The organism is Streptomyces sp. NPDC046727 (assembly GCF_040645635.1).
In the GTDB taxonomy this organism is placed as follows: Bacteria; Actinomycetota; Actinomycetes; order Streptomycetales; family Streptomycetaceae; genus Streptomyces.
In genome coordinates, this window is sequence record NZ_JBEYYR010000027.1 from 111156 (window position 1) to 131470 (window position 20315).

At 72.0% G+C, this 20315-nt stretch carries 14 protein-coding genes and 1 pseudogene; 6 read left to right on the plus strand and 9 right to left on the minus strand.

The features are described 5' to 3' along the window. Nucleotides 1-29 precede the first annotated feature (29 nt). Both ABZ937_RS28860 and ABZ937_RS28865 read left to right on the plus strand, forming a co-directional pair. Nucleotides 30-587, plus strand: coding sequence for a hypothetical protein (locus ABZ937_RS28860; protein ID WP_361696256.1), 558 nt, complete (start codon nucleotides 30-32; stop codon nucleotides 585-587). Continuing rightward, a complete protein-coding gene (locus ABZ937_RS28865) occupies nucleotides 584-2755 on the plus strand; it encodes a tetratricopeptide repeat protein (RefSeq protein ID WP_361696257.1) in 2172 nt (723 codons plus the stop codon). The genes ABZ937_RS28860 and ABZ937_RS28865 overlap by 4 nt, the downstream gene beginning before the upstream one ends. Here ABZ937_RS28865 and ABZ937_RS28870 read toward each other — a convergent pair. Next, nucleotides 2637-3335, minus strand: a complete 699-nt coding sequence (locus ABZ937_RS28870) for a response regulator (protein WP_361696258.1) — start codon at nucleotides 3333-3335, stop codon at nucleotides 2637-2639. The two genes, ABZ937_RS28865 and ABZ937_RS28870, sit on opposite strands and share 119 nt — an antisense overlap. After that, a complete protein-coding gene (locus ABZ937_RS28875) occupies nucleotides 3332-4960 on the minus strand; it encodes a sensor histidine kinase (RefSeq protein WP_361696259.1) in 1629 nt (542 codons plus the stop codon). The genes ABZ937_RS28870 and ABZ937_RS28875 overlap by 4 nt, the downstream gene beginning before the upstream one ends. Before the next feature lie 154 nt (nucleotides 4961-5114). Between ABZ937_RS28875 and ABZ937_RS28880 the strand changes: the two genes are divergently transcribed. Continuing rightward, nucleotides 5115-6503, plus strand: a complete 1389-nt coding sequence (locus ABZ937_RS28880) for a cation:dicarboxylase symporter family transporter (protein ID WP_361696260.1) — start codon at nucleotides 5115-5117, stop codon at nucleotides 6501-6503. 139 nt (nucleotides 6504-6642) lie between these two features. Here ABZ937_RS28880 and ABZ937_RS28885 read toward each other — a convergent pair whose 3' ends face one another. Further along, complete coding sequence (locus ABZ937_RS28885) at nucleotides 6643-7266, minus strand: TetR/AcrR family transcriptional regulator (protein WP_361696261.1); 624 nt, start codon at nucleotides 7264-7266, stop codon at nucleotides 6643-6645. 141 nt (nucleotides 7267-7407) lie between these two features. Between ABZ937_RS28885 and ABZ937_RS28890 the strand changes: the two genes are divergently transcribed. Then, nucleotides 7408-9084 carry an MFS transporter gene (locus ABZ937_RS28890; protein WP_361696262.1) on the plus strand — a complete coding sequence of 559 codons (1677 nt, stop codon included), beginning with the start codon at nucleotides 7408-7410 and terminating at the stop codon, nucleotides 9082-9084. Nucleotides 9085-9325: 241 nt separating this feature from the next. Here the strand turns inward: ABZ937_RS28890 and ABZ937_RS28895 are convergent, their stop codons facing one another. Beyond that, nucleotides 9326-10228 carry an aldo/keto reductase gene (locus tag ABZ937_RS28895; protein WP_361696263.1) on the minus strand — a complete coding sequence of 301 codons (903 nt, stop codon included), beginning with the start codon at nucleotides 10226-10228 and terminating at the stop codon, nucleotides 9326-9328. 1 nt (nucleotide 10229) lies between these two features. After that, nucleotides 10230-11144, minus strand: a complete 915-nt coding sequence (locus ABZ937_RS28900; RefSeq protein WP_361696264.1) for an NAD-dependent epimerase/dehydratase family protein — start codon at nucleotides 11142-11144, stop codon at nucleotides 10230-10232. Nucleotides 11145-11189: 45 nt separating this feature from the next. Here ABZ937_RS28900 and ABZ937_RS28905 point away from each other — a divergent pair, with 45 nt between their 5' ends. Together ABZ937_RS28905 and ABZ937_RS28910 are read left to right on the plus strand one after the other, a co-directional pair. Next, nucleotides 11190-11714 (plus strand): Lrp/AsnC family transcriptional regulator, encoded by a 525-nt coding sequence (locus tag ABZ937_RS28905; protein ID WP_361696265.1) that lies wholly within the window; start codon nucleotides 11190-11192, stop codon nucleotides 11712-11714. A gap of 166 nt (nucleotides 11715-11880) precedes the next feature. Beyond that, on the plus strand, nucleotides 11881-14115 hold the full coding sequence (locus tag ABZ937_RS28910; RefSeq protein WP_361696269.1) for a UvrD-helicase domain-containing protein: 2235 nt from the start codon (nucleotides 11881-11883) through the stop codon (nucleotides 14113-14115). Between the two features lie 161 nt (nucleotides 14116-14276). Here the strand turns inward: ABZ937_RS28910 and glgB are convergent, their stop codons facing one another. The 4 genes and pseudogenes from glgB to ABZ937_RS28930 form a co-directional block, all read right to left on the minus strand. Next, the gene (gene glgB, locus ABZ937_RS28915) at nucleotides 14277-16502 is read right to left on the minus strand and encodes a 1,4-alpha-glucan branching enzyme (protein WP_361696270.1); all 2226 of its coding nucleotides are present in this window, start codon (nucleotides 16500-16502) and stop codon (nucleotides 14277-14279) included. Nucleotides 16503-16613: 111 nt separating this feature from the next. Further along, nucleotides 16614-17999: a maltokinase gene (locus ABZ937_RS28920; protein ID WP_361696266.1), complete on the minus strand. Its 1386-nt coding sequence runs from the start codon at nucleotides 17997-17999 to the stop codon at nucleotides 16614-16616. Nucleotides 18000-18084: 85 nt separating this feature from the next. After that, nucleotides 18085-19785, minus strand: a complete 1701-nt coding sequence (treS, locus tag ABZ937_RS28925; RefSeq protein WP_361696267.1) for a maltose alpha-D-glucosyltransferase — start codon at nucleotides 19783-19785, stop codon at nucleotides 18085-18087. Then, nucleotides 19782-20315, minus strand: a pseudogene (locus ABZ937_RS28930) (alpha-1,4-glucan--maltose-1-phosphate maltosyltransferase); the annotation flags it as partial. The pseudogene ABZ937_RS28930 and the gene treS, both read right to left, overlap by 4 nt.

Here is a 20315-nt window from a genome sequence, read left to right on the forward strand (position 1 = left end):
TGCCGGTACTGCGGGGGGAAGGGGCTTACGTGCCGGAACGAGACGTCACCGTGGGGCAGTTGCTGCTCACCGAGTACCAGACCGTCAAGGACGAGCAGAAGACACGGATCGGCTTCCGGGACAACCTGCTGTACGTGACGCTGACCGTCGTGGCCGCGGTGATCGCCGCCGCGGCGCAGGCGAAGCAGAGCGCGATGCTGCTGGCGCTGCCGCCGGTGTGTGTCGTCCTGGGCTGGACGTACCTCGTCAACGACCAGAAGATCTCGGCGATCGGGGCGTATGTGCGGGACGACCTGGGACCCCGGCTCGCCGCGACGGCACGGGCGGAGGGCGGTGAGGTCTTCCGCTGGGAGACCGCGCACCGGGGGGACGCCCGTCGGGTCTCCCGGAAGGTCGTGCAGTGCGTGGTGGACCTGCTGGCCTTCTGCGTGGTGCCGCTGGCGGCGCTCGTCGTCTACTGGGCCGGGGACGACGTCCCGGCCGGGCTGACGGTCGTGTCCGCGCTGGAGGCGGTCGGGGTCGTGGGGCTGGGGGTGTGCGTGGTGCAGTACGCCGTGCCGTTCGGGGCGGGGGGTGGGGCCGGGTGAGCGATCACGTCGAGTTCCGGGGTGGGGACTACCTCGGGACAGTCATCGGGAAGGCGGAGTACCGGCAGCAGGCGCCGGCGCCTACGGCCCTGGACGCGCTGCCGCCGTCGGCCGCCGGATTCACCGGCCGGGACGAGGAGTTGGGGCGGCTGCGGGCGGCCCTGGATCCCGCGGGCCCGGGGGCGGAGCAGGCCGTCCTCGTCACCGCCGTGTCCGGCCTCGGCGGCATCGGCAAGACGGCGCTGGCGGTGCAGGCGGCGTACGCGGCGCGGGAGGCGGGGTGGTTCCCGGGCGGGGTGCTGTTCGTGGATCTTCACGGGTACGACGATGCTCCGGTTACGGCTGACCAGGCTTTGCAGTCCTTGCTGCGGGCGCTGGGCGTGGAGCCGGAGCACATTCCGGCGACGGCGGACGAGCGGGCGGCCCTATACCGCTCGGTGCTGGCGAACCGCGAGGCGGTTCTCATCCTCACCGACAACGCGTCGTCGCCGGATCAGGTGCGGCCGTTGCTGCCGGGGGGACTGAGGCACCGGGTGCTGGTCACCTCGCGGGACCGGTTGCCCCAACTGGGGGCACGGCTCGTGTCGTTGGACCAGCTGATCCCGTCGGCGGCGTACGAACTGCTCGACCGCGCGCTGAGGATCGCCGACCCGGACGACAGCCGGGTCGTGGAAGAGGCGGAGGCGGCGGCGCGGCTGGCGGAGCTGTGCGGGCACCTTCCGCTGGCTCTGCAGATCGCGGTGGCGTTGCTGGCGGAGGATCCGGGCAAGTCGGTGGCGGAACTCGCCGACGAACTGGGCACGTCGTACGACCGGCTCGCCGCGCTCGATGACGGCGACCGCAGTGTGCGCGCCGCCTTCGACCTCTCGTACCGGCGGCTCCCGGCCGGCCAGGCACGCCTGCTGAGCCTGCTCGCCCTCGCGCCGGGGCCGGAGGTGAGCGAGGAGGTGGCCGCCGTCCTGGCAGGGACGGAGGAGCCTCCCCTGCGGGACCTCAGGGCGCTGGCGCGGGCGCATCTGGTGGAGCGGGGGAACAACCGAGGGTGCTGGCGGATGCACGACCTTGTGCGGGCGTTCGGTGCGGGTGTTGCGGCCGGGGACACGGAGGCTCGGCAGCGGCTGCTCGCGCACTACTGCCGGTGGGCGGGCGAGGCCGATGTCCGGTTGAGGTGGTTTCCGGGGGAGCGGGAGCCGGAGCGCTTCGCGACGCGGGCCGATGCGCTGGCCTGGCTTGACCGGGAGCGCGCGGGTCTGGTGGCCGCGGTGCAGTGGGGGCGGGAGGAGCGGTACGGGGAGACGGCTGTGTGGCTGGCCCTGTGCTTGTGCGCATACCTCCTGTGGCGTCGGCACTTCGACGACATGATCGCGGTCACCAGTGCCGCCCAGCAGGCCGCACACGCCAGCGGTGATCGTCAGGGTGAGGGCATGGCGTCGAACAACCTGGGGATCGCCCTGCGCGAGATGGGCCATCCCCAGAAGGCGCTTGCCGCCCACATCCGCGACCGCGACCTCTGTCAGGAACTCGGGGACCGCAAGGGCGAGGCAGAGGCGTGGGACAACCTCGGCAGCGCACTGGCGACGGTGGAGCGGATCGAGGAAGGCATCGACGCCTTCCTTCGCGCACGCGAGCTGCATCAGGGCATCGGCAACCGGAGGGGTGAGGCACAGGCGTGGAACAACCTCGGCAACACCCTGCTGGAGGCGGGCCGGGTCGAGGAGGCCAGGGACGCCCTCGTCCGCTCCCGTGACCTGTACCAGGCCCTCGGCGACCGCCACAACGCGTCGGCGGCGTGGAGCAACCTCGGCATCGCCCTGTCGGAACTGGGGCAGACGGACGAGGCCAAAGAGGCGTACGGCAAGGCTCTGACGATCCGGTTGGAGTTCGAGGACTGGTACGGAGTCGGGCAGACCCTCGAAAACCTGGGGCTGGAGTACGAGGAAACCCACCACCCGGCCGAGGCCCGCGCCCACTACCTCCGAGCCGCCGACACCTACACCCGAGCCAACGCCCCCGGAGAGGCCGCCCGAGTCCGCGCCCGAGCAGCCGCCCTCACCGCCCCTGCGGCACCCACCGATACACCAGCTCCGGCCTCCCCACCTGCCCGTACAACGGACTCCGCCCCGCCCGCCCCGCACCCACCAGATGCTCCAGATACCGCCGCGCAGTGATCCGCGAGATGCCCACCGCCTCTGCCACCCCGGCCGCCGTGAGCCCCCCTTCCTCCGCCTCCCGCAGAGCGGACGTCACCCGCTCCAGCGTCGGCCCGCTCAGCCCCTTCGGGAGGGCCGCGGGGGACGACGGGGCGCGCAGGACCGCCAGGGCCCGGTCCACCTCGTCCTGCCCGCTCGCCTCGCCCACCGACGCGTGGAACTCGGCGTACCGCACCAGCCGGTCCCGTAGCGTCGCGAAGGTGAAGGGTTTCAGGACGTACTGGACGACCCCCAGGGAGACCCCCTCCCGTACGACCGCGAGGTCCCGCGCCGACGTCACCGCTATCACGTCCGCGTGATATCCGGCGGCCCGCAGGGAGCGGGCGAACTGCAACCCGTGGACATCCGGGAGGTGGAGGTCCAGCAGGAGCAGGTCCACCGGGGTGCGGTCCAGGATGCGGCGGGCCTCCGTGCCCGTGTGCGCCTTTCCGACCGCGACGAACCCCGGTACCCGGCCGACGTACATCACGTGCGCGTCGGCGGCCACCGGGTCGTCCTCGACGACGAGGACCCGGATGGGCTGCTGCTCGCCCGTCATCTGCCGCCACCCGTGGGTGTACGCAACGGCAACCGCACCTCGAACACCGCTCCGCCCTCGCCGTCCTCGCCGGATTCCGCCACCGTCAACGTGCCCTCGTGGCGGGTCACCGCCTGCCGGACCAGGGCCAGCCCGAGCCCCCGTCCGCCGGGCCCGGCCGGCTTCGTGGAGAACCCCCGCTGGAATACCAGGCCGGCATGGGCGGGGTCGACCCCGGGGCCGGTGTCACAGACGCGGAGCACCAGTTCGGCGGCGGAGGCGTACGCCGTCACGGTCACCCGCGCCCGCACACTGCCCTGCGCCGCGTCCACCGCGTTGTCGATCAGGTTGCCGAGGATCGTGACCAGGTCCCGCGCCGGCAGTTCGGGCGGGAGCAGGCCGTCGTCCAGGCGGCTGTCCGGCGAGACCACCAGCTCCACGCCCCGCTCGTTCGCCTGGGCGGTCTTGCCCAGCAGCAGCGCGGCCAGCACGGGTTCGCTCACCGCCGCCACCACCTGGTCGGTGAGGGCCTGCGCCAGCTCCAGCTCGGCCGTGGCGAACTCCACCGCCTCCTCGGCCCGGCCCAGCTCGATCAGCGACACCACGGTGTGCAGGCGGTTCGCCGCCTCGTGGGCCTGCGAGCGCAACGCCTGGGTGAATCCCCGCTCCGAGTCCAGTTCGCCCATCAGGGACTGCAGTTCGGTCACATCGCGCAGGGTGACGACCGTGCCCCGCTGCTCGCCGCCCGACACCGGGGACGTGTTCACCACCAGCACCCGGGACGCCGTCAGGTGCACCTCGTCGACGCGGGGCTCGGAGGAGAGCAGGGCGCCGGTCAGCGGGGCCGGCAGGCCCAGGTCGGCCACCGAGCGGCCCACCACGTCCTCCTCGGTGCCCACCCCGAGCAGTTCCCGGCCGCCGTCGTTGATCAGCGCCACCCGGTACCGGCCGTCCAGCATCAGCAGCCCTTCCCGGACCGCGTGCAGCGCCGCCTGGTGGTAGTCGTGCATCCGGCTCAGCTCGGTGGCGTTCATGCCGTGGGTGTGGCGGCGGAGCCGGGCGTTGATCACGTACGTGCCGACCGCGCCCAGCAGCAGGGTCACCCCGGCCACCCCGAGCAGGGCCGTGACCTGGTCCTGGACCCGGGCGCTGATCGTCTCCACCTTGATGCCGGCGCTGACCAGGCCGACGATCCGGCCGTTGTCGGCGATGGGGGTCACCGCGCGGACGGACGCGCCGAGCGTGCCGGTGTAGGTCTCGGTGAAGGTGTGGCCGTGCTGGGCGGCGCCGATGTTGCCGAGGAAGCGCTTGCCGATCTGCTTCCGGTCCGGGTGGGTCCAGCGGATGCCGGACGGGTTCATGATCGTCACGAAGTCGACGTTCGCGTCCCGCATGACCTGGAGCGCGTACGGCTGCAGCCGGGCCGTGGGGTCCGCGGTGCGGATCGCCGTACGGACCGAGGGGGAGTCGGCGATCGACCGGGCCACCGCCGTGGCCTGCCGGGCGGCGGCGTCCTCGGCCTGCCGCTGGTCGCTGACGTAGGTGAACAGCGCGTACCCGGCCACGACCACCGCGATCAGCACGGCCTGCATGGCGAACAGCTGGCCGGCCAGGCTGCGGGGTCGGGGGAGGGCGGGGAGGCGCATGTCAGCAGTGTGCCTCCGCGGTCAAGCGTGAACTAAATGAACGGAAGGGTGACCGCCCTCACAGGGCGGGAGATAGTCACGGCATTCCCCAATAACGCCCGGACGTGAGCCGCACGCCGGTTGTTCGCCGACGAAGACGTCAAGGAGGGCAGTCGTGGCCGCCAACATCCCCGATACGGCACCTGCCGCAGCCCGTGTGAAGCGGGACCGGACTCATTACCTGTACATCGCCGTCATCGTGGCGGTCGCGCTCGGCATCGCCGTGGGGCTCATCTGGCCCGATGCCGCGGTGGAGCTGAAGCCGCTGGGCGCCGGGTTTGTGAACCTGATCAAGATGATGATCTCGCCGATCATCTTCTGCACGATCGTGCTCGGCATCGGTTCCGTACGGAAGGCCGCCAAGGTGGGGGCCGTCGGCGGTATCGCCCTCGGCTACTTCGTCGTGATGTCCCTCGTCGCGCTCGCCATCGGCCTGGTCGTCGGCAACGTGCTGCACCCCGGTGACGGGCTGCACATCACCGACGCGCTCCGGCAGACCGGACACGACCAGGTGTCCTCCGAGGCACTGCCGCCCGTCGACTTCGTGCTGTCGATCATCCCGACCACGTTCGTGTCCGCGTTCACCCAGCAGCAGGTGCTCCAGACGCTGCTGGTGGCCCTGCTCGCCGGGTTCGCGCTCCAGGCCATGGGCTCGACCGGGGAACCGGTGCTGCGCGGCATCGAGCACCTCCAGCGGCTCGTCTTCCGCATCCTGTCCATGGTGATGTGGGCCGCGCCGATCGGTGCGTTCGGGGCGATCGCGGCCGTGGTCGGCTCCGCGGGCCTGGACGCGCTCAAGAGCCTCGCCGTGCTGATGGTCGGCTTCTACCTCACCTGCTTCCTGTTCGTCTTCATCGTGCTCGGCGCGCTGCTCCGGATCGTCGCGGGACTGAACATCTTCTCCCTGTTCAAGTACCTCGCCCGGGAATTCCTGCTGATTCTGTCGACCTCTTCGTCGGAGTCCGCGCTGCCGCGGCTCATCGCGAAGATGGAGCACCTGGGCATCAGCCGGCCGGTCGTCGGCATCACCGTGCCGACCGGCTACTCGTTCAACCTCGACGGCACGATGATCTACATGACCATGGCCTCGCTGTACATCGCGGACGCGCTCGGTACGCCGATGTCGGTCGGCGAGCAGATCCCGCTGCTGCTGTTCCTGCTGCTGGCGTCCAAGGGCGCGGCCGGCGTCAGCGGCGCGGGCCTCGCCACCCTGGCCGGCGGCCTCCAGTCGCACAAGCCGGCGCTGGTCGACGGCGTCGGGCTGATCGTCGGCATCGACCGGTTCATGAGCGAGGCGCGGGCGCTGACGAACTTCGCGGGCAACGCGGTCGCGACCGTGCTCGTGGGTACGTGGACCAAGGAGATCGACAAGGCCCGGGTGCGGCAGGTGCTCGCCGGTGAGCTGCCGTTCGACGAGACCACGCTGCTGGACGAGGGCCGGAGCACGGTGAGCGACGTTCCCGAGCCGCGCGAGGACGGCGAGAAGGAACTCGCCAAGGCCTGAGCCACCGGATCCACCGGATCCGCCCCGAGAACTCCGGACGTCCGGCCCGGCCTGAACCCGGGCCGGGCGTCCGGTCACCGCCGCCGGGCGGCTGGGACTCCCCCGTACCTCAGCCGCCCGGCTTTTCACGTGCTCGTTCTCATGTGCTCGGGGACACCTCGGCCACCAGCTCGGTGGCCCGCGAGGCGGGTACGCCCGCCGCGGTCAGGACGGCGACCGTGGCGGAGCGGCCCGCCTCCTGCGCTGTCACGAGGCCGTCGTTCACCGCCTCCATCACGGCGAACAGCATCTGCTCGTGCACGTACGCGAGGGCCGGCGCGGGCAGCGGGGAGTGGAACACGCCCTCGTCCAGACCGCGCTGCAGCAGCCGGACCTTGTTCTCGCGCAGCGGGGCGAGACGCTCGCGGATGCCCTGCACGGTGACCGTGCGCTGGGCCAGGGCGATCAGCAGCCGGTAGCCGTCCGCGACCGGCCACAGGGCGAGCACCGAGCGGGCCAGCGACTCCGCCGGGTCGCTCACGCCGGCCCGGCCGCGCGCGTCCGCGTCCGCCAGCGCCGCCACGGCCCCGTCGATCAGCGTGCTGATCAGCGCCTCCCGGCTGGGGAAGTGGCCGTAGACCGTCCGGCGTACGACCCCCGCGGCGCGCGCGATCTGGTCCATGGAGGCGTCGGGATCGCGCAGCAGTTCGGCGAGGGCGACGTCGAGGATGCGGCGCCGGTTGGCGTCGGCGCGGCTGGTGTTACCCGTGGTCATGGCGGTCATTCTGCCTCCCCTCGGCCTTCCCGGATCGACTTGCACAGCGCTGTGCAACGGGCGTACATTGCACATGGTTGTGCAATTGCACGCCATTGTGCAAGTTCTGTTTGCGTATCCGTCGCGGACCCGAGGAAGGCGACCCCTGCCATGCGACTCGTCATGACCGAACCGGTCGAAAGGATGGAGCGCCCCTACGCCCGGCGCTGGTGGGCGCTGCTGGTGCTCTGCCTCAGCCTGCTGATCATCGTGATGGCCAACACCGCCCTCACGGTCGCGGCGCCCGACATGACGAAGGACCTCGGGCTCTCCAGCTCCGACCTGCAGTGGGTGATCGACGGCTACACCGTCCCCTACGCGGCGCTGATGCTGCTGCTCGGCGCGATCGGCGACAAGTACAGCCGGCGCGGCGCGCTCGTCCTCGGGCTCGTCGTCTTCGGCGGCGGCGCCGTCTTCGGCTACCTCGCCGACAGCGCGGCGACCGTCATCGCGGCCCGCGCCGTGATGGGCGTCGGCGCGGCGCTGATCATGCCGGCCACGCTCTCGCTGCTCGCCGCGACCTTCCCGCGCGCCGAGCGGGCCAAGGCGATCACCCTGTGGACCGCCACCGCCGGGCTGGCCATCGCCGCCGGACCGGTCGTCGCCGGCGCCCTGCTGCGCGACCACGGCTGGTCCTCGACCTTCCTGATCAACGTGCCCATCGCGGCCGTCGCGATCGTCGCCGCCCTCGTCCTCGTACCGCCCTCCAAGGCGGGGCACCACGACCGTATCGACTACGTCGGCGGACTGCTGTCGGTGATCTGGACCGGCGCGCTCATCTACATGATCATCGAGGGCCCGCACTTCGGCTGGGGCGCCAAGGCCATCGGGGCGGCCGTGGTCGCGGGCGTCGGACTGGTCGCCTTCGTGCTGTGGGAGCTGCGCCACCCGCGCCCGATCCTGGACGTGCGCCGCTTCGCCGGCCGCCGGTTCGCGGGCTCCAACCTCGCCGTGGCCCTGTTCTTCCTCGCCGTCTTCGGTGCCTTCTACTACCTCACCCAGCACCTGCAGTTCGTCCTCGGCTACGACGCCCTGGAGACCGGTGTGCGCATGCTCCCGCTCGCCGGTGCCGTCTTCGTCGGCTCGGCCCTGACCGGCTGGCTCACCCCGCGCGTCGGCATGAAGTGGACGGTCAGCGCGGGCATGGTCGGCGGTACGACCGCCCTCGCCCTGCTCACCCGGGTGGACGCGGCCTCCGCCTACGGCGACTTCGTGGCGCCCCTGATCATCCTGGGCCTCGCCATCGGTCTCGCCCTCTCGCCCTGCACCGACGCCATCATGGGCGCGTTCCCGGAGTCCGAGCTGGGCGTCGGCGGCGCCGTCAACGACACCTCGCTGGAGCTGGGCGGCTCGCTCGGCATCGCCATCCTCGGCTCGCTGCTCGCCACGTCCTACGGCGACCACCTGTCCGACGCCACCGCCGGCAGCAAGCTCCCGGCGAGCGCCCTGGACACCGCGCAGGACTCGGTCGGCGCCGGGTACGCCGTCTCGCAGGGCATCGGCGAGAAGGCGCACCAGGTTGCCGCGCAGGCCCAGCAGACGACCGACCCGCAGCAGGCCGCGCAGCTCAAGCAGCAGGCCGGCGAGCTGGCCGCGGGCGCCCGGCAGATGGCCGACGCGGTGGGCTCGGCCTTCTCCGACGCGGTCGCCCACACCAGCCTGGTCGGCGCGGTGATCCTCGGCCTCGGCACGGTCCTGGTGGCCGTCCTGCTGCCGCGCCGGGAGTCCGGCACGCCGGAGGAGCCGAAGACCGAGGAGAAGGAGCTGGTGGACACCGCGGCCGGCTGATCGCCTTCCCGCCCCCTGCTGGGTCGCGGTCCGCCCGGTTCACGAGGCCGGACGGACCGCGACCCGTACGTCCGCACCCGCCCGGGACGGGGCCGGCTCCCGCTCGGCCACCACCCGGAAGCCGTACGGCGGCCGGCCCGGGAGGCGCGGCGCGGCGCCGTCGGTGATGGCGCGGGTCCGGGCCGGCCGGCGGGGCGGTGGACGTCGGCGGCACCTCACCGCCGGCCGCGCCGCCCTGGGTTCACCCGGACCGGTGATCTCCCACCGCCTCGGTCAGTCGCTCCAGTTCCCCTTCGGTCAGTACCAGTTCGGCCGCGCCCGCCGAGTCCCGGGCGGTCTGCGGGCGGGTCGCGCCCGGGATCGGGATCACGGTCGGGGAACGGGACAGCAGCCAGGCCAGGCAGACCTGCTGGGGACTCACCCCGCGCTCCCGGGCCACCTCGTGGAACGCGGCGTACCGCGGTGCCGCCGCCAGGCCCGACGAGCCGTCCAGCGAGCTGCGCGAGATCCCGCCGAGCGGACTCCACGGCAGGAACGCCAGCCCCAGCTCCGCGCACAGCCGCAGTTCCGGATCGCTGTCGCGGACCTCGGGCGAACAGCGGTTCTGCACGGACACCAGGCGGTCGCCCAGGATCGCGCGGGCCCGCAGGATCTGGTCCCCGGTGACGTTGGAGAGTCCGGCCAGCCGGATCTTGCCCTCGTCCAGGAGGTCCCGCAGCGCGCCGACCGACTCCTCGAACGGTACGGCCGGGTCCGGCTTGTGCAGCTGGTAGAGGCCGATCGCCGCGACACCGAGCCGCTTGAGGGAGGCCTCGGCCGCCGCCTTCAGATGCCGGGGCGAGCCCGTCACCGTCCAGCTGCCGTCGGCCGGCCGGCCCCGGCCGCCCTTGGTGGCCACCAGTACGCCGTCGGTGTCACCGCCGTACGTCGCGAGCGCGCGGGCGAGCAGGAGTTCGTTGTGGCCGGGGTCCTGGCCCGGCAGATGGTAGGAGTCGGCGGTGTCCAGCAGGGTGACGCCCGCGTCCAGCGCCGCGTGCACGGTGGCCAGGGCGCGCCCCTCGTCCGGCCGGCCCTCGATCGACAGCGGCATGGCACCGAGTCCGACCGCGCTCACCCGTAGCCCGCCCAAGCTGCGATACCGCACGTCAGCCCGCCTTTCCCAGGGTCTCAGCGACCGCCTTCGGCAGCCACTGCCGTGCGTTCCCGAAGGCGAAACCGAGCCGCGCGGCCCGGGAGTTGTCCATGCCGTAGTGGCGGCGGAAGGCGAACGGGGAGACCTCCGCCGCGTCGGCCACCTCGAACACCGGCTCGTCCGCGCCGAGTCGCTCCGCGACCGCCGCGCACAGCTCGGCGACACCCAGCTCCCCGTGCGAGGCCGCGTTGACCGGGCCGGTGAAGTCCTCGCCCGCCGCCCAGTACAGAAAGTCGGCGATCTCCTCGACGTGGATGTAGGTGGCGGGGTGGACGACGGGCGGTACGGCGACGGGAGTGCCGGTGCGGACACGGTCGGCGTAGTGCACGAGCCGGCCGGTGAAGTCGTCGTCGCCGCCCAGCACATGGGCCACCCGGACGGCCACGGACGGAAGGTCCGGGCCCGCCGCCGCGAACACCGCCTCCGCCTGCCGCTTGCCCTCGCCGTAGTGCCGCTCCAGGAACTCCGCGTCGTCCCACGGGAGCCGCAGGTCCACGGCGACCGTCAGCGGGTCCACCGCGCTCTCCGGCACCGGCACCGGCGTGTCCTCGTGCTCGTACACCTCCACCGTCGAGGTCAGCACATAGCGCCCGGTGCGCCCCGCGAAGACCCGGCGGGCGAGTTCCGCCTGGCGCGGGGTGTAACAGACCTGGTCGACGACGACGTCGAAGGTCCGCCCGTCCAGCGCCTCGGTCAGCGACGTCTCGTCGTCGCGGTCGGCGATCAGGTGCCGCGCTCCCGCCGGCGGGGCCGACGAACCCCGGTTGAGGACCGTGACCCGGTCGCCGGCCGCCTGGAACCGCCTGATCAGCCGCTTGCCGACATAGCGGTTGCCGCCGATGACCAGTACCTCTCGTGCCTTTGCCATGGTCATAATTCTCCGGGCGGAACACCGCGCCCTGAAGGGGGAGACATGGGAGATACGGCCACCACGCCGAAAGAACCACGGCAGCTTCGCGTTGTCGCCAACGAAACGTCGGCGGCCTTCGACAGCGTGGACCGGGAGATCCTCAGGCTGCTGCAGACCGACGGCCGGATCAGGCTCAGCGAGCTGGGCCGGCGGGTCAGCCTGAGCCCGGCGGCGGTGGCGGAGCGGGTGCGGCGGCTGGAGGCGGCCGGCGTGGTCGAGGGGTACGGTGCCCGGGTCGCGCCCGCCCGGCTGGGCTACGGAATCCAGGCGTTCATCCGGGTGAACCCGCACGGCGGCTACACCCTCAAGCACCCGAGGACCCTGGAGCTGATCGACCGGCCGGAGATCACCGAGGTGCACCACGTGGTCGGCGAGGACTGCTGGATCCTCAAGGTCGCCGTCACCGACACCGTGCACCTGGAGGAGATCCTGGAGCAGACCTCGGCGCTGGGCCGGACGACGACGTCGATCGTGCTGTCCTCGCCGGTCCGCCACAAGCCCCTGCTCCCGCCGGTGGACGTGCGGTAAATCCGTCCGCCCGCAAAAAATCCCCCGAGCAATTGCGCTCGGGGGATTCCTGTGCGTATATTCATTGATTCGCGACTTCATTTCGATGAATCGCGAGGACGTTTAGTGAGCACAGTATATCCGGGCGGGAGCGGAATTGTCAAACACCGAATTTCCAGACGATGAAATCCGGCACGAGCAGGAATTCATCGAGGGACTGTACGCGCGTGCGGACGTGCTGCGCGGCGAGGCCGAGACCTCCGTCGCGGACGCGCTCGCCCAGGGCGACAAGCCCATGCAGGCCCGGCTGGAGCGGGACATCCTGGTCGCCGAGCGCTCGGGACTGCTCGCCGCGCTGAACGCCGTCGACGGCTCGCTCTGCTTCGGCCGGATCGACCTCGCCGACGGCCACAAGCACCACATCGGCCGGATCGGGCTGCGCGAGGACGACACCGAGCGCACCCCGGTCCTCATCGACTGGCGGGCCGACGTCGCCCGCCCCTTCTACCTCGCCACCGGCCACACCCCGATGGGCCTGCGCCGCCGCCGGCACATCGCCACCGACGGCCGGACCGTCACCTCCCTGCACGACGAGATCCTGGACCTCGGCGACGCCACCCGCACCGGGCACGAGGACCACAACGGTGACGCCGTCCTGCTGGCCGCGCTGAACTCGGCGCGCACCGGCCGGATGAGCGACATCGTGCAGACCATCCAGGCCGAGCAGGACGAGATCATCCGCGCGCCCCACCGCGGCGTGCTGGTGGTGGAGGGCGGCCCCGGCACCGGCAAGACGGCGGTCGCCCTGCACCGCGCGGCCTACCTGCTCTACGAACACCGCGAGCTGCTGGCCCGCCGGGCGGTCCTCATCGTCGGCCCGAACCCGGCCTTCCTCGGCTACATCGGCGAGGTGCTGCCCTCCCTCGGCGAGACCGGGGTGCTGCTGGCCACGGTCGGCGAGCTGTTCCCCGGCGTGAAGGCGACGGCGACGGACACCCCCGAGGCCGCCGCCGTGAAGGGCCGCGCGGCCATGGCCGACGTGCTCGCCGCCGTCGTACGCGACCGGCAGGCCCTGCCCGACCCGGTCATCGCGATCGAGCACGACCGCGAGGTGCTCATGCTGGACGACGGCCTGGTGAGCGTCGCCCGCGAGCGCACCCGCGCCGCCAAGCTGCCCCACAACGTGGCCCGCGAGCACTTCGAGGGGCACATCCTCAACACGCTCACCGAGCTGTACGCCGAACGCGTGGGCACCGACCCCTACGACGGCAGCAGCCTGCTCGACGCCTCCGATGTCACCCAGATCCGCGACGAGCTCGCCGAGAACCCCGAGGTCTGGGACGCCATCGACCAGCTGTGGCCCCGGATCGCCCCGCGGCGGCTGGTCGCCGACTTCCTCGCCGAGCCGGACGGCTACCTCCCCGAGGAGGACGCCGACGCGATCCGCCGCCCGGTGACCCGCGCCTGGACCGTCGCCGACGTCCCGCTGCTGGACGAGGCGGCCGAAATCCTCGGCGAGGACGACCGGGTGGTCAGGGCCCGAGCCGAACGGGAACGCGAGACCCAGGTGGCCTACGCGCAGGGCGTGCTCGACGTCTCCTACGCCTCCCGTACGTACGAGTTCGAGGACAAGCAGGAAAGCGACCCGGACGCCAGCGAGGTGCTGTCCGCCCACGACATCATCGACGCCGAGCGGTTCGCCGAGCGGCAGGAGGAGGCCGACCACCGCAGCGCCGCCGAACGGGCCGCCGCCGACCGCACCTGGGCGTTCGGGCACATCATCGTGGACGAGGCGCAGGAGCTGTCGCCGATGGCCTGGCGGCTGCTGATGCGGCGCAGCCCGACCCGCTCGATGACCCTGGTCGGCGACCCCGCCCAGACGGCGGAGGCGGCCGGCGTCGGCTCCTGGTCGGACATCCTCGCCCCCTATGTCGAGGACCGCTGGCAGCACACCCGCCTCGGCGTCAACTACCGCACCCCGGCGGAGATCATGGAGCTGGCGGCAGCCGTGGTCCGCGCCGAGCACCCGGACTTCGAGCCGCCCAGCTCCGTCCGCTCGACGGGGGTACGGCCCTGGGTGCGCCGGGCCGCCGACGACCTGCCCGGCGCTGTCGCCGAGGCGGTCGCCGAACTCACCCCGGAGGAGGGCCGGCTGGCGGTGATCGCCCCGCGCGAGCTGCACCGCCGCCTGGCGGCCCGGCTCGACGGCGTGACGGCCGGCGCCGAGCCCGACCTGACGCGGACGGTCGTCCTGCTCGACCCGCGCCAGGCCAAGGGGCTGGAGTTCGACTCGGTCCTGGTGGTGGAACCGGGCGCCTACGGCACGAGCGACCTGTACGTGGCCCTCACCCGGGCGACGCAGCGACTCGCGGTGCTGCACTCCGGGGAGCTGCCGAAGGGGCTCGCCGAGGCCGCCGCGTAGCCGGCGTCCCGCCCGTCACCGGCCAGGTGGCCCCGGTGGCGGGCGGGTCTGCGGCCCGCTCCCGTGCCGTACGGGACCGGCCCCGGCCACCTCCGCACCCGAGTGCGACGGTCCCCGGCTCGCCTCCCCGCGCCGCTTCCCGGAGGCCCACCGGCACCTGCCTAGGCCGGGCGCAGCCACACCGTAGCCAGCGGTGGGAGGGTCAGCCGGATGCTCGCCGGGCGGCCGTGCGCCCCCTGCGGCTCCGGCTTGACCGGCTCGGGGTGGACCACGTCGCCGCCGCCGTAGCGGGCCGCGTCGGTGTTCAGCACCTCCGCCCACGCCGGGACCTCCTCCGGCACCCCGATCCGGTAGTCGTGGCGGACCACCGGGGCGAAGTGCGAGACGGCCAGCAGCGGGGTGCCGTCGGCGTCATGGCGGAGGAACGCGAAGACGTTGTCGTCCGCCGCGTCCCCGACGATCCACTGGAACCCCGCCGGGTCGGTGTCCCGCTGCCACAGCGCCGGGGTCGACCGGTACACCGCGTTCAGGTCCCGTACGAGGTCCCGTACGCCCCGGTGGTCCGCCTCGGCGCCGTACGACGGGTCGAGCAGCCACCAGTCGGGGCCGTGTGCCTCGGACCACTCGGCGCCCTGCGCGAACTCCTGCCCCATGAACAGCAGTTGCTTGCCCGGGTGGGACCACATGAAGCCCAGGTAGGCGCGGTGGTTCGCCCGCTGCTGCCACCAGTCGCCCGGCATCTTCGACACCAGGGACCGCTTGCCGTGCACGACCTCGTCGTGGGAGATCGGCAGGACGTAGTTCTCGCTGTACGCGTACACCATCGAGAACGTCATCTCGTGGTGGTGGTACTTGCGGTGCACCGGCTCGTGCTGGACGTACTCCAGCGAGTCGTGCATCCAGCCCATGTTCCACTTCAGCCCGAAGCCGAGCCCGCCGAAGCCGCTCGGGCCCTTGTGGTGGGTGGGGCGGGTGACGCCGTCCCAGGCCGTCGACTCCTCGGCGATGGTCACCACGCCCGGGCAGCGCCGGTACACGGTGGCGTTCATCTCCTGCAGGAAGGCCACCGCGTCCAGGTTCTCCCGGCCGCCGTGCTCGTTCGGCGTCCACCGGCCCGGCTCGCGCGAGTAGTCCAGGTAGAGCATCGAGGCGACCGCGTCCACCCGCAGCCCGTCGATGTGGAACTCCTCGCACCAGTACACGGCGTTCGCCACCAGGAAGTTGCGCACCTCGCGGCGCCCGAAGTCGAACTCCAGCGTGCCCCAGTCCGGGTGGGCGGCCCGCAGCGGGTCGTGGTGCTCGTAGACCGGGCGCCCGTCGAACTCGGCCAGCGCCCACTCGTCCCGCGGGAAGTGCGCCGGCACCCAGTCCATCAGCACCCCGATGCCGGCCTGGTGCAGCCGGTCCACCAGGTACTTGAAGTCGTCGGGCGTGCCGAGGCGGGCCGTCGGCGCGTAGAACCCGGTGACCTGGTAGCCCCAGGAGCCCCCGAAGGGGTGCTCGGCGACCGGCATCAGCTCGACGTGCGTGAAGCCCATCTCGCTGACATACGCGGGCAGTTGCTCGGCCAGTCCGCGATACGTCAGGCCCGGACGCCAGGAGGGCAGGTGGACCTCGTAGACCGAGAAGGGGGCCTCGTGCACCGGGGTGTCGGCGCGGTGCGCCAGCCACTCCCCGTCGCCCCACTCGTGGTGCGAGGCGTGCACGATCGAGGAGGTGGCGGGCGGAACCTCGGTACGGCGGGCCAGCGGGTCGGCGCGCAGGGTGCGCGAGCCGTCCGGGCGGGTGATCTCGAACTTGTACAGCTCGCCCTCGCCGATCCCCGGCACGAACAGCTCCCAGACCCCGGTGGAACCGAGCGAGCGCATCGGGAGACCCGAGCCGTCCCAGAAGGTGAAACCGCCCGTGACCCGGACACCCCGCGCGTTCGGCGCCCACACCGCGAACCGGGTGCCGGTGACGCCCTGGTGCGTCGTGACATGCGCGCCGAGCGCCTGCCACAGCTGCTCGTGCCGGCCCTCGCCGATCAGATGCAGATCCAGCTCGCCCAGCGTGGGCAGGAAGCGGTAGGCGTCCTCCGTCTCGCGGACCGTGCCGTCGTACGTCACGAGCAGCCGGTACGCGGGGACCCCGGTGAGCGGGAGCAGGCCGGAGAAGAAGCCGTCACCGTCGTCGTGCAGCTCCGCGCGCAGCTCGCCGGAGACCACGGTGACCGCCTGGGCGTACGGGCGGAACGCGCGGAAGGCGACCCCGCCCCGGACCGGGTGCGCGCCCAGCACCGCGTGCGGATCGTGGTGCGTGCCGTCGAGCAGCCGCGCGCGGTCGCCGGCGTCGACGGCGGGGGAGACGACGGTCTCCGGCGCGGGGGGCGCCGACTGTGCCGGCACCTGGGTCGCCTGTGGCTCCCTGGCCTTCCGCGGGGCCTTGGGCTTGCCGGTCTTGTTCTGGGCTGCTGACTTCTTGGACGTCACGAGCGAGTCTCCCGGGCGAGGATCGGGTCAGGTCGGGTCGGACGCGGCGAGGCGACGGATCGCCGAGAGCGGTACGGGGAGCCAGTCGGGGCGGTGCCGGGCCTCGTAGACGACCTCGTAGACCGCCTTGTCGGTCTCGTAGGCCCGCAGCAGCACCGGGTCGGTGCGCGGGTCGACGCCGGACGCCTCCGCGTACCCGGCGCAGTAGGCGGCCCGGCAGACGTGCGCCCAGTCCGGGGCCGGCGGGGTCGCCGAGTGGGCGGCGTAGTCGAAGGAGCGGAGCATCCCCGCGACGTCCCGCACCGGCGGCTGCGGCATCCGCCGCTCGGCCAGCGGCCGGGCCGGCTCGCCCTCGAAGTCGATCAGCGACCAGTCCCCGGACGGCGAGCGCAGGCACTGCCCCAGGTGCAGATCGCCGTGGCCGCGCTGGGCGGTCCAGGTACGGCCCTCGGCGGCGAGCGAGGCCAGCGCCGCGTAGGCCGTGCGCAGCCCGCGCTCGTACGGCCGCAGCACCGGCACCGCCTGCACGGCCGCCGCCAGCCGCTCGGTCATGCCGTCCACCAGCAGCTCCAGCTGGGCGTGGCCGAGTGTGACCGTCGGGAGGGCGCGGGCGAGGGCGGTGTGCACCTCGGCGGTGGCCCGGCCAAGGGCGCGGGCCTCGGCGGCGAAGTCCTCGCCCTTGGCCAGCTCGCGCAGCGCCAGCTCCCAGCCGTCGCTCGCCCCGCTGACGAAGGGCTGGAGCACGGCCAGCACATACGGCTCCCCGTCCGGCTCGGCGAGCAGCCAGCCCGTCGGCGCGGGCACCCGGGGGCAGCCCGCGCGGGCCAGGGCGAGGGGGATCTCCAGGTCCGGGTTGACGCCGGGCACCACCCGGCGCAACAGCTTCAGGATGAACGTATCGCCGTAGACCACCGACGAGTTGGACTGCTCGGCGGTCAGCAGCCGGGCCACGAGGCCCGCCCGGATCTCCTGCCGCGCGTCCCGCTCGAAACGCAGCCCGCCGACGCGCGCCCGGGTGCGCAGCGCCTCCAGGAGCACCTCGGCGGGCCGGGGGTCGTAGAGGGCGTCGTACACCGTGCGTCCGGCGAGCGGGCCCTCGGTCACATGGCCGATCAGCGCGGGCGCCAGCCGGGGTGGCAGCGCCTCGCGCACGCCTATGAGGAGCTGGTAGCAGTCGCCGGGGTGCGGCGGGGCGCCGGGCACGGACGGCTGGTGCACGCGCACGAGCAGGTGGTACAGACCCAGCCGGCCGCCGGACGGGAGCAGTTCCGTGACGGTCACCGGGGTGAACCCGGTGACCGGGCGGCCCTTGCCCGCGAACCAGCGCTGCCGGGGCAGCCAGGCGCGCAACAGGGGATCGAGCGAGGCGAGGAGGGAACCGGAGGTGCCGTAGGGGGTGACCGTTTCCGCCATGGCGTCACGTCCTTTCCCCGGGTGTCTTCGGGGTGTTAGTGATGCGTGCCCCGGGTGGGGCGGTGGAAACCGCCCCACGGGGTCTCTACGCGGCTTCCCGCCGCAGCCGGAACCAGTAGAAGCCGTGACCCGCGAGGGTCAGCAGGTACGGCAGCTCGCCGATCGCCGGGAACCGCACCCCGCCGAACAGCTCGACCGGATGCCGGCCGGTGAACCGCCTCAGGTCCAGCTCCGTGGGCTGCGCGAACCGGGAGAAGTTGTGCACGCACAGCACCAGGTCGTCCTCGTACTCGCGTAGAAAGGCGATCACCGCCGGGTTCGACGACGGCAGCTCGGTGTAGGACCCCAGTCCGAAGGCAGGATTCTGCTTACGGATCTCGATCATGCGGCGGGTCCAGTGCAGCAGCGACGAGGGCGAGGACATCGACGCCTCGACGTTGGTGACCTGGTAGCCGTAGACCGGGTCCATGATCGTCGGCAGGAAGAGGCGTCCCGGGTCGCAGGACGAGAAGCCGGCGTTGCGGTCGGGGGTCCACTGCATGGGGGTGCGGACGGCGTCGCGGTCGCCGAGCCAGATGTTGTCGCCCATGCCGATCTCGTCGCCGTAGTAGAGGATCGGGGATCCGGGCAGGGACAGCAGCAGGGCGGTGAACAGCTCGATCTGGTTGCGGTCGTTGTCGAGCAGGGGGGCGAGGCGGCGGCGGATGCCGATGTTGGCGCGCATCCGCGGGTCCTTCGCGTACTCGGCCCACATGTAGTCGCGTTCCTCGTCAGTGACCATTTCGAGGGTCAGCTCGTCGTGGTTGCGCAGGAAGATGCCCCACTGGCAGCCGGAGGGGATGGCGGGGGTCTTGGCGAGGATCTCCGAGACGGGGTAGCGGGACTCCCGGCGTACGGCCATGAAGATGCGCGGCATGACGGGGAAGTGGAACGCCATGTGGCACTCGTCGCCGCCGGTGCTGTAGTCGCCGAAGTAGTCGACGACGTCCTCCGGCCACTGGTTCGCCTCGGCGAGGAGCACCTTGTCGGGGTACTGGGCGTCGATCTCCTTGCGCACCCGCCGCAGGAACTCGTGGGTCGCCGGCAGGTTCTCGCAGTTGGTGCCCTCCCGCTGGTACAGGTACGGCACCGCGTCCAGCCGGAACCCGTCGATGCCGAGATCCAGCCAGAACTTCAGCGCGGAGATCATCTCCTCCTGCACGGCCGGGTTCTCGTAGTTCAGATCCGGCTGGTGCGAGAAGAAGCGATGCCAGTAGTACTGCTTGCGTACCGGGTCGTACGTCCAGTTGGAGACCTCGGTGTCGACGAAGATGATGCGGGCGTCCTGGAACTGCTTGTCGTCGTCGGCCCAGACGTAGTAGTCGCCGTACGGACCGTCCGGATCCCGCCTCGACTCCTGGAACCACGGGTGCTGGTCGCTGGTGTGGTTCATGACGAAGTCGATGATCACGCGCATGCCGCGCTGGTGGGCGGCGTCCACGAACTCCACGAAGTCGGCGAGGTCACCGAACTCCGGCAGCACCGCGGTGTAGTCGGACACGTCGTAACCGCCGTCCCGCAGGGGCGACTTGAAGAACGGCGGCAGCCACAGGCAGTCCACGCCGAGCCACTGCAGATAGTCGAGCTTGGCGGTCAGACCCTTCAGGTCGCCGATGCCGTCGCCGTTGCTGTCCTGGAAGGAGCGGACCAGGACCTCGTAGAAGACGGCGCGTTTGAACCACTCCGGGTCCCGGTCCTTGGCGGGAGTGTCCTCGAAGGTGTCCGGGACGGGCTCGTTGACGATCATATTGTGGGTGACCCTCCGATCTGCGGGGTGGACGGTCGCAGAACCGAGAGGACATGCGCGGGCCTATGGCCCGGTTCGAGTCGCACATAGTTGGCCCTGCCCCAGTGATAGGTCTCGCCGGTGAGCTCATCGCGCACCGGCACCGACTCGTGCCAATCCAGGCCGAGTTGTGGCATGTCCAACGAGACCGTGGCTTCCTGGGTGTGGTGGGGGTCGAGGTTGGCGACCACCAGAACCGTGTTCGATCCGCTCCGCTTCGAGTAGACGATCACCTCGTCCTTGTCGGCGTGGTGGAAGTGCAGGTCGCGCAGCTGTCGCAGGGCCGGACTGCGGCGCCGGACGTCGTTGAGCCGGGTGATGAGCGGGGCGATGGTCCGCCCTTCGCGGGCGGCGGCTTCCCAGTCGCGGGGTTTGAGCTGGTACTTCTCCGAGTCGAGGTACTCCTCGCCGCCCTGCTTGAGAGGGGTGTTCTCGCACAGTTCGTAGCCGCTGTAGATGCCCCAGGAGGGGGAGAGGGTGGCGGCGAGGAC

Excerpts from the sequence above, each read along its gene's own strand:
- ABZ937_RS28870 (WP_361696258.1), bottom strand. The coding sequence starts at position 3,335 with ATGACGGGCGAGCAGCAGCCCATCCGGGTCCTCGTCGTCGAGGACGAC.
- ABZ937_RS28875 (WP_361696259.1), bottom strand. The coding sequence starts at position 4,960 with ATGCGCCTCCCCGCCCTCCCCCGACCCCGCAGCCTGGCCGGCCAGCTG.
- ABZ937_RS28905 (WP_361696265.1), top strand. The coding sequence starts at position 11,190 with ATGGGAGATACGGCCACCACGCCGAAAGAACCACGGCAGCTTCGCGTT.
- ABZ937_RS28920 (WP_361696266.1), bottom strand. The coding sequence starts at position 17,999 with ATGGCGGAAACGGTCACCCCCTACGGCACCTCCGGTTCCCTCCTCGCC.
- ABZ937_RS28900 (WP_361696264.1), bottom strand. The coding sequence starts at position 11,144 with ATGGCAAAGGCACGAGAGGTACTGGTCATCGGCGGCAACCGCTATGTC.
- ABZ937_RS28885 (WP_361696261.1), bottom strand. The coding sequence starts at position 7,266 with ATGACCGCCATGACCACGGGTAACACCAGCCGCGCCGACGCCAACCGG.
- ABZ937_RS28890 (WP_361696262.1), top strand. The coding sequence starts at position 7,408 with ATGCGACTCGTCATGACCGAACCGGTCGAAAGGATGGAGCGCCCCTAC.
- treS (WP_361696267.1), bottom strand. The coding sequence starts at position 19,785 with ATGATCGTCAACGAGCCCGTCCCGGACACCTTCGAGGACACTCCCGCC.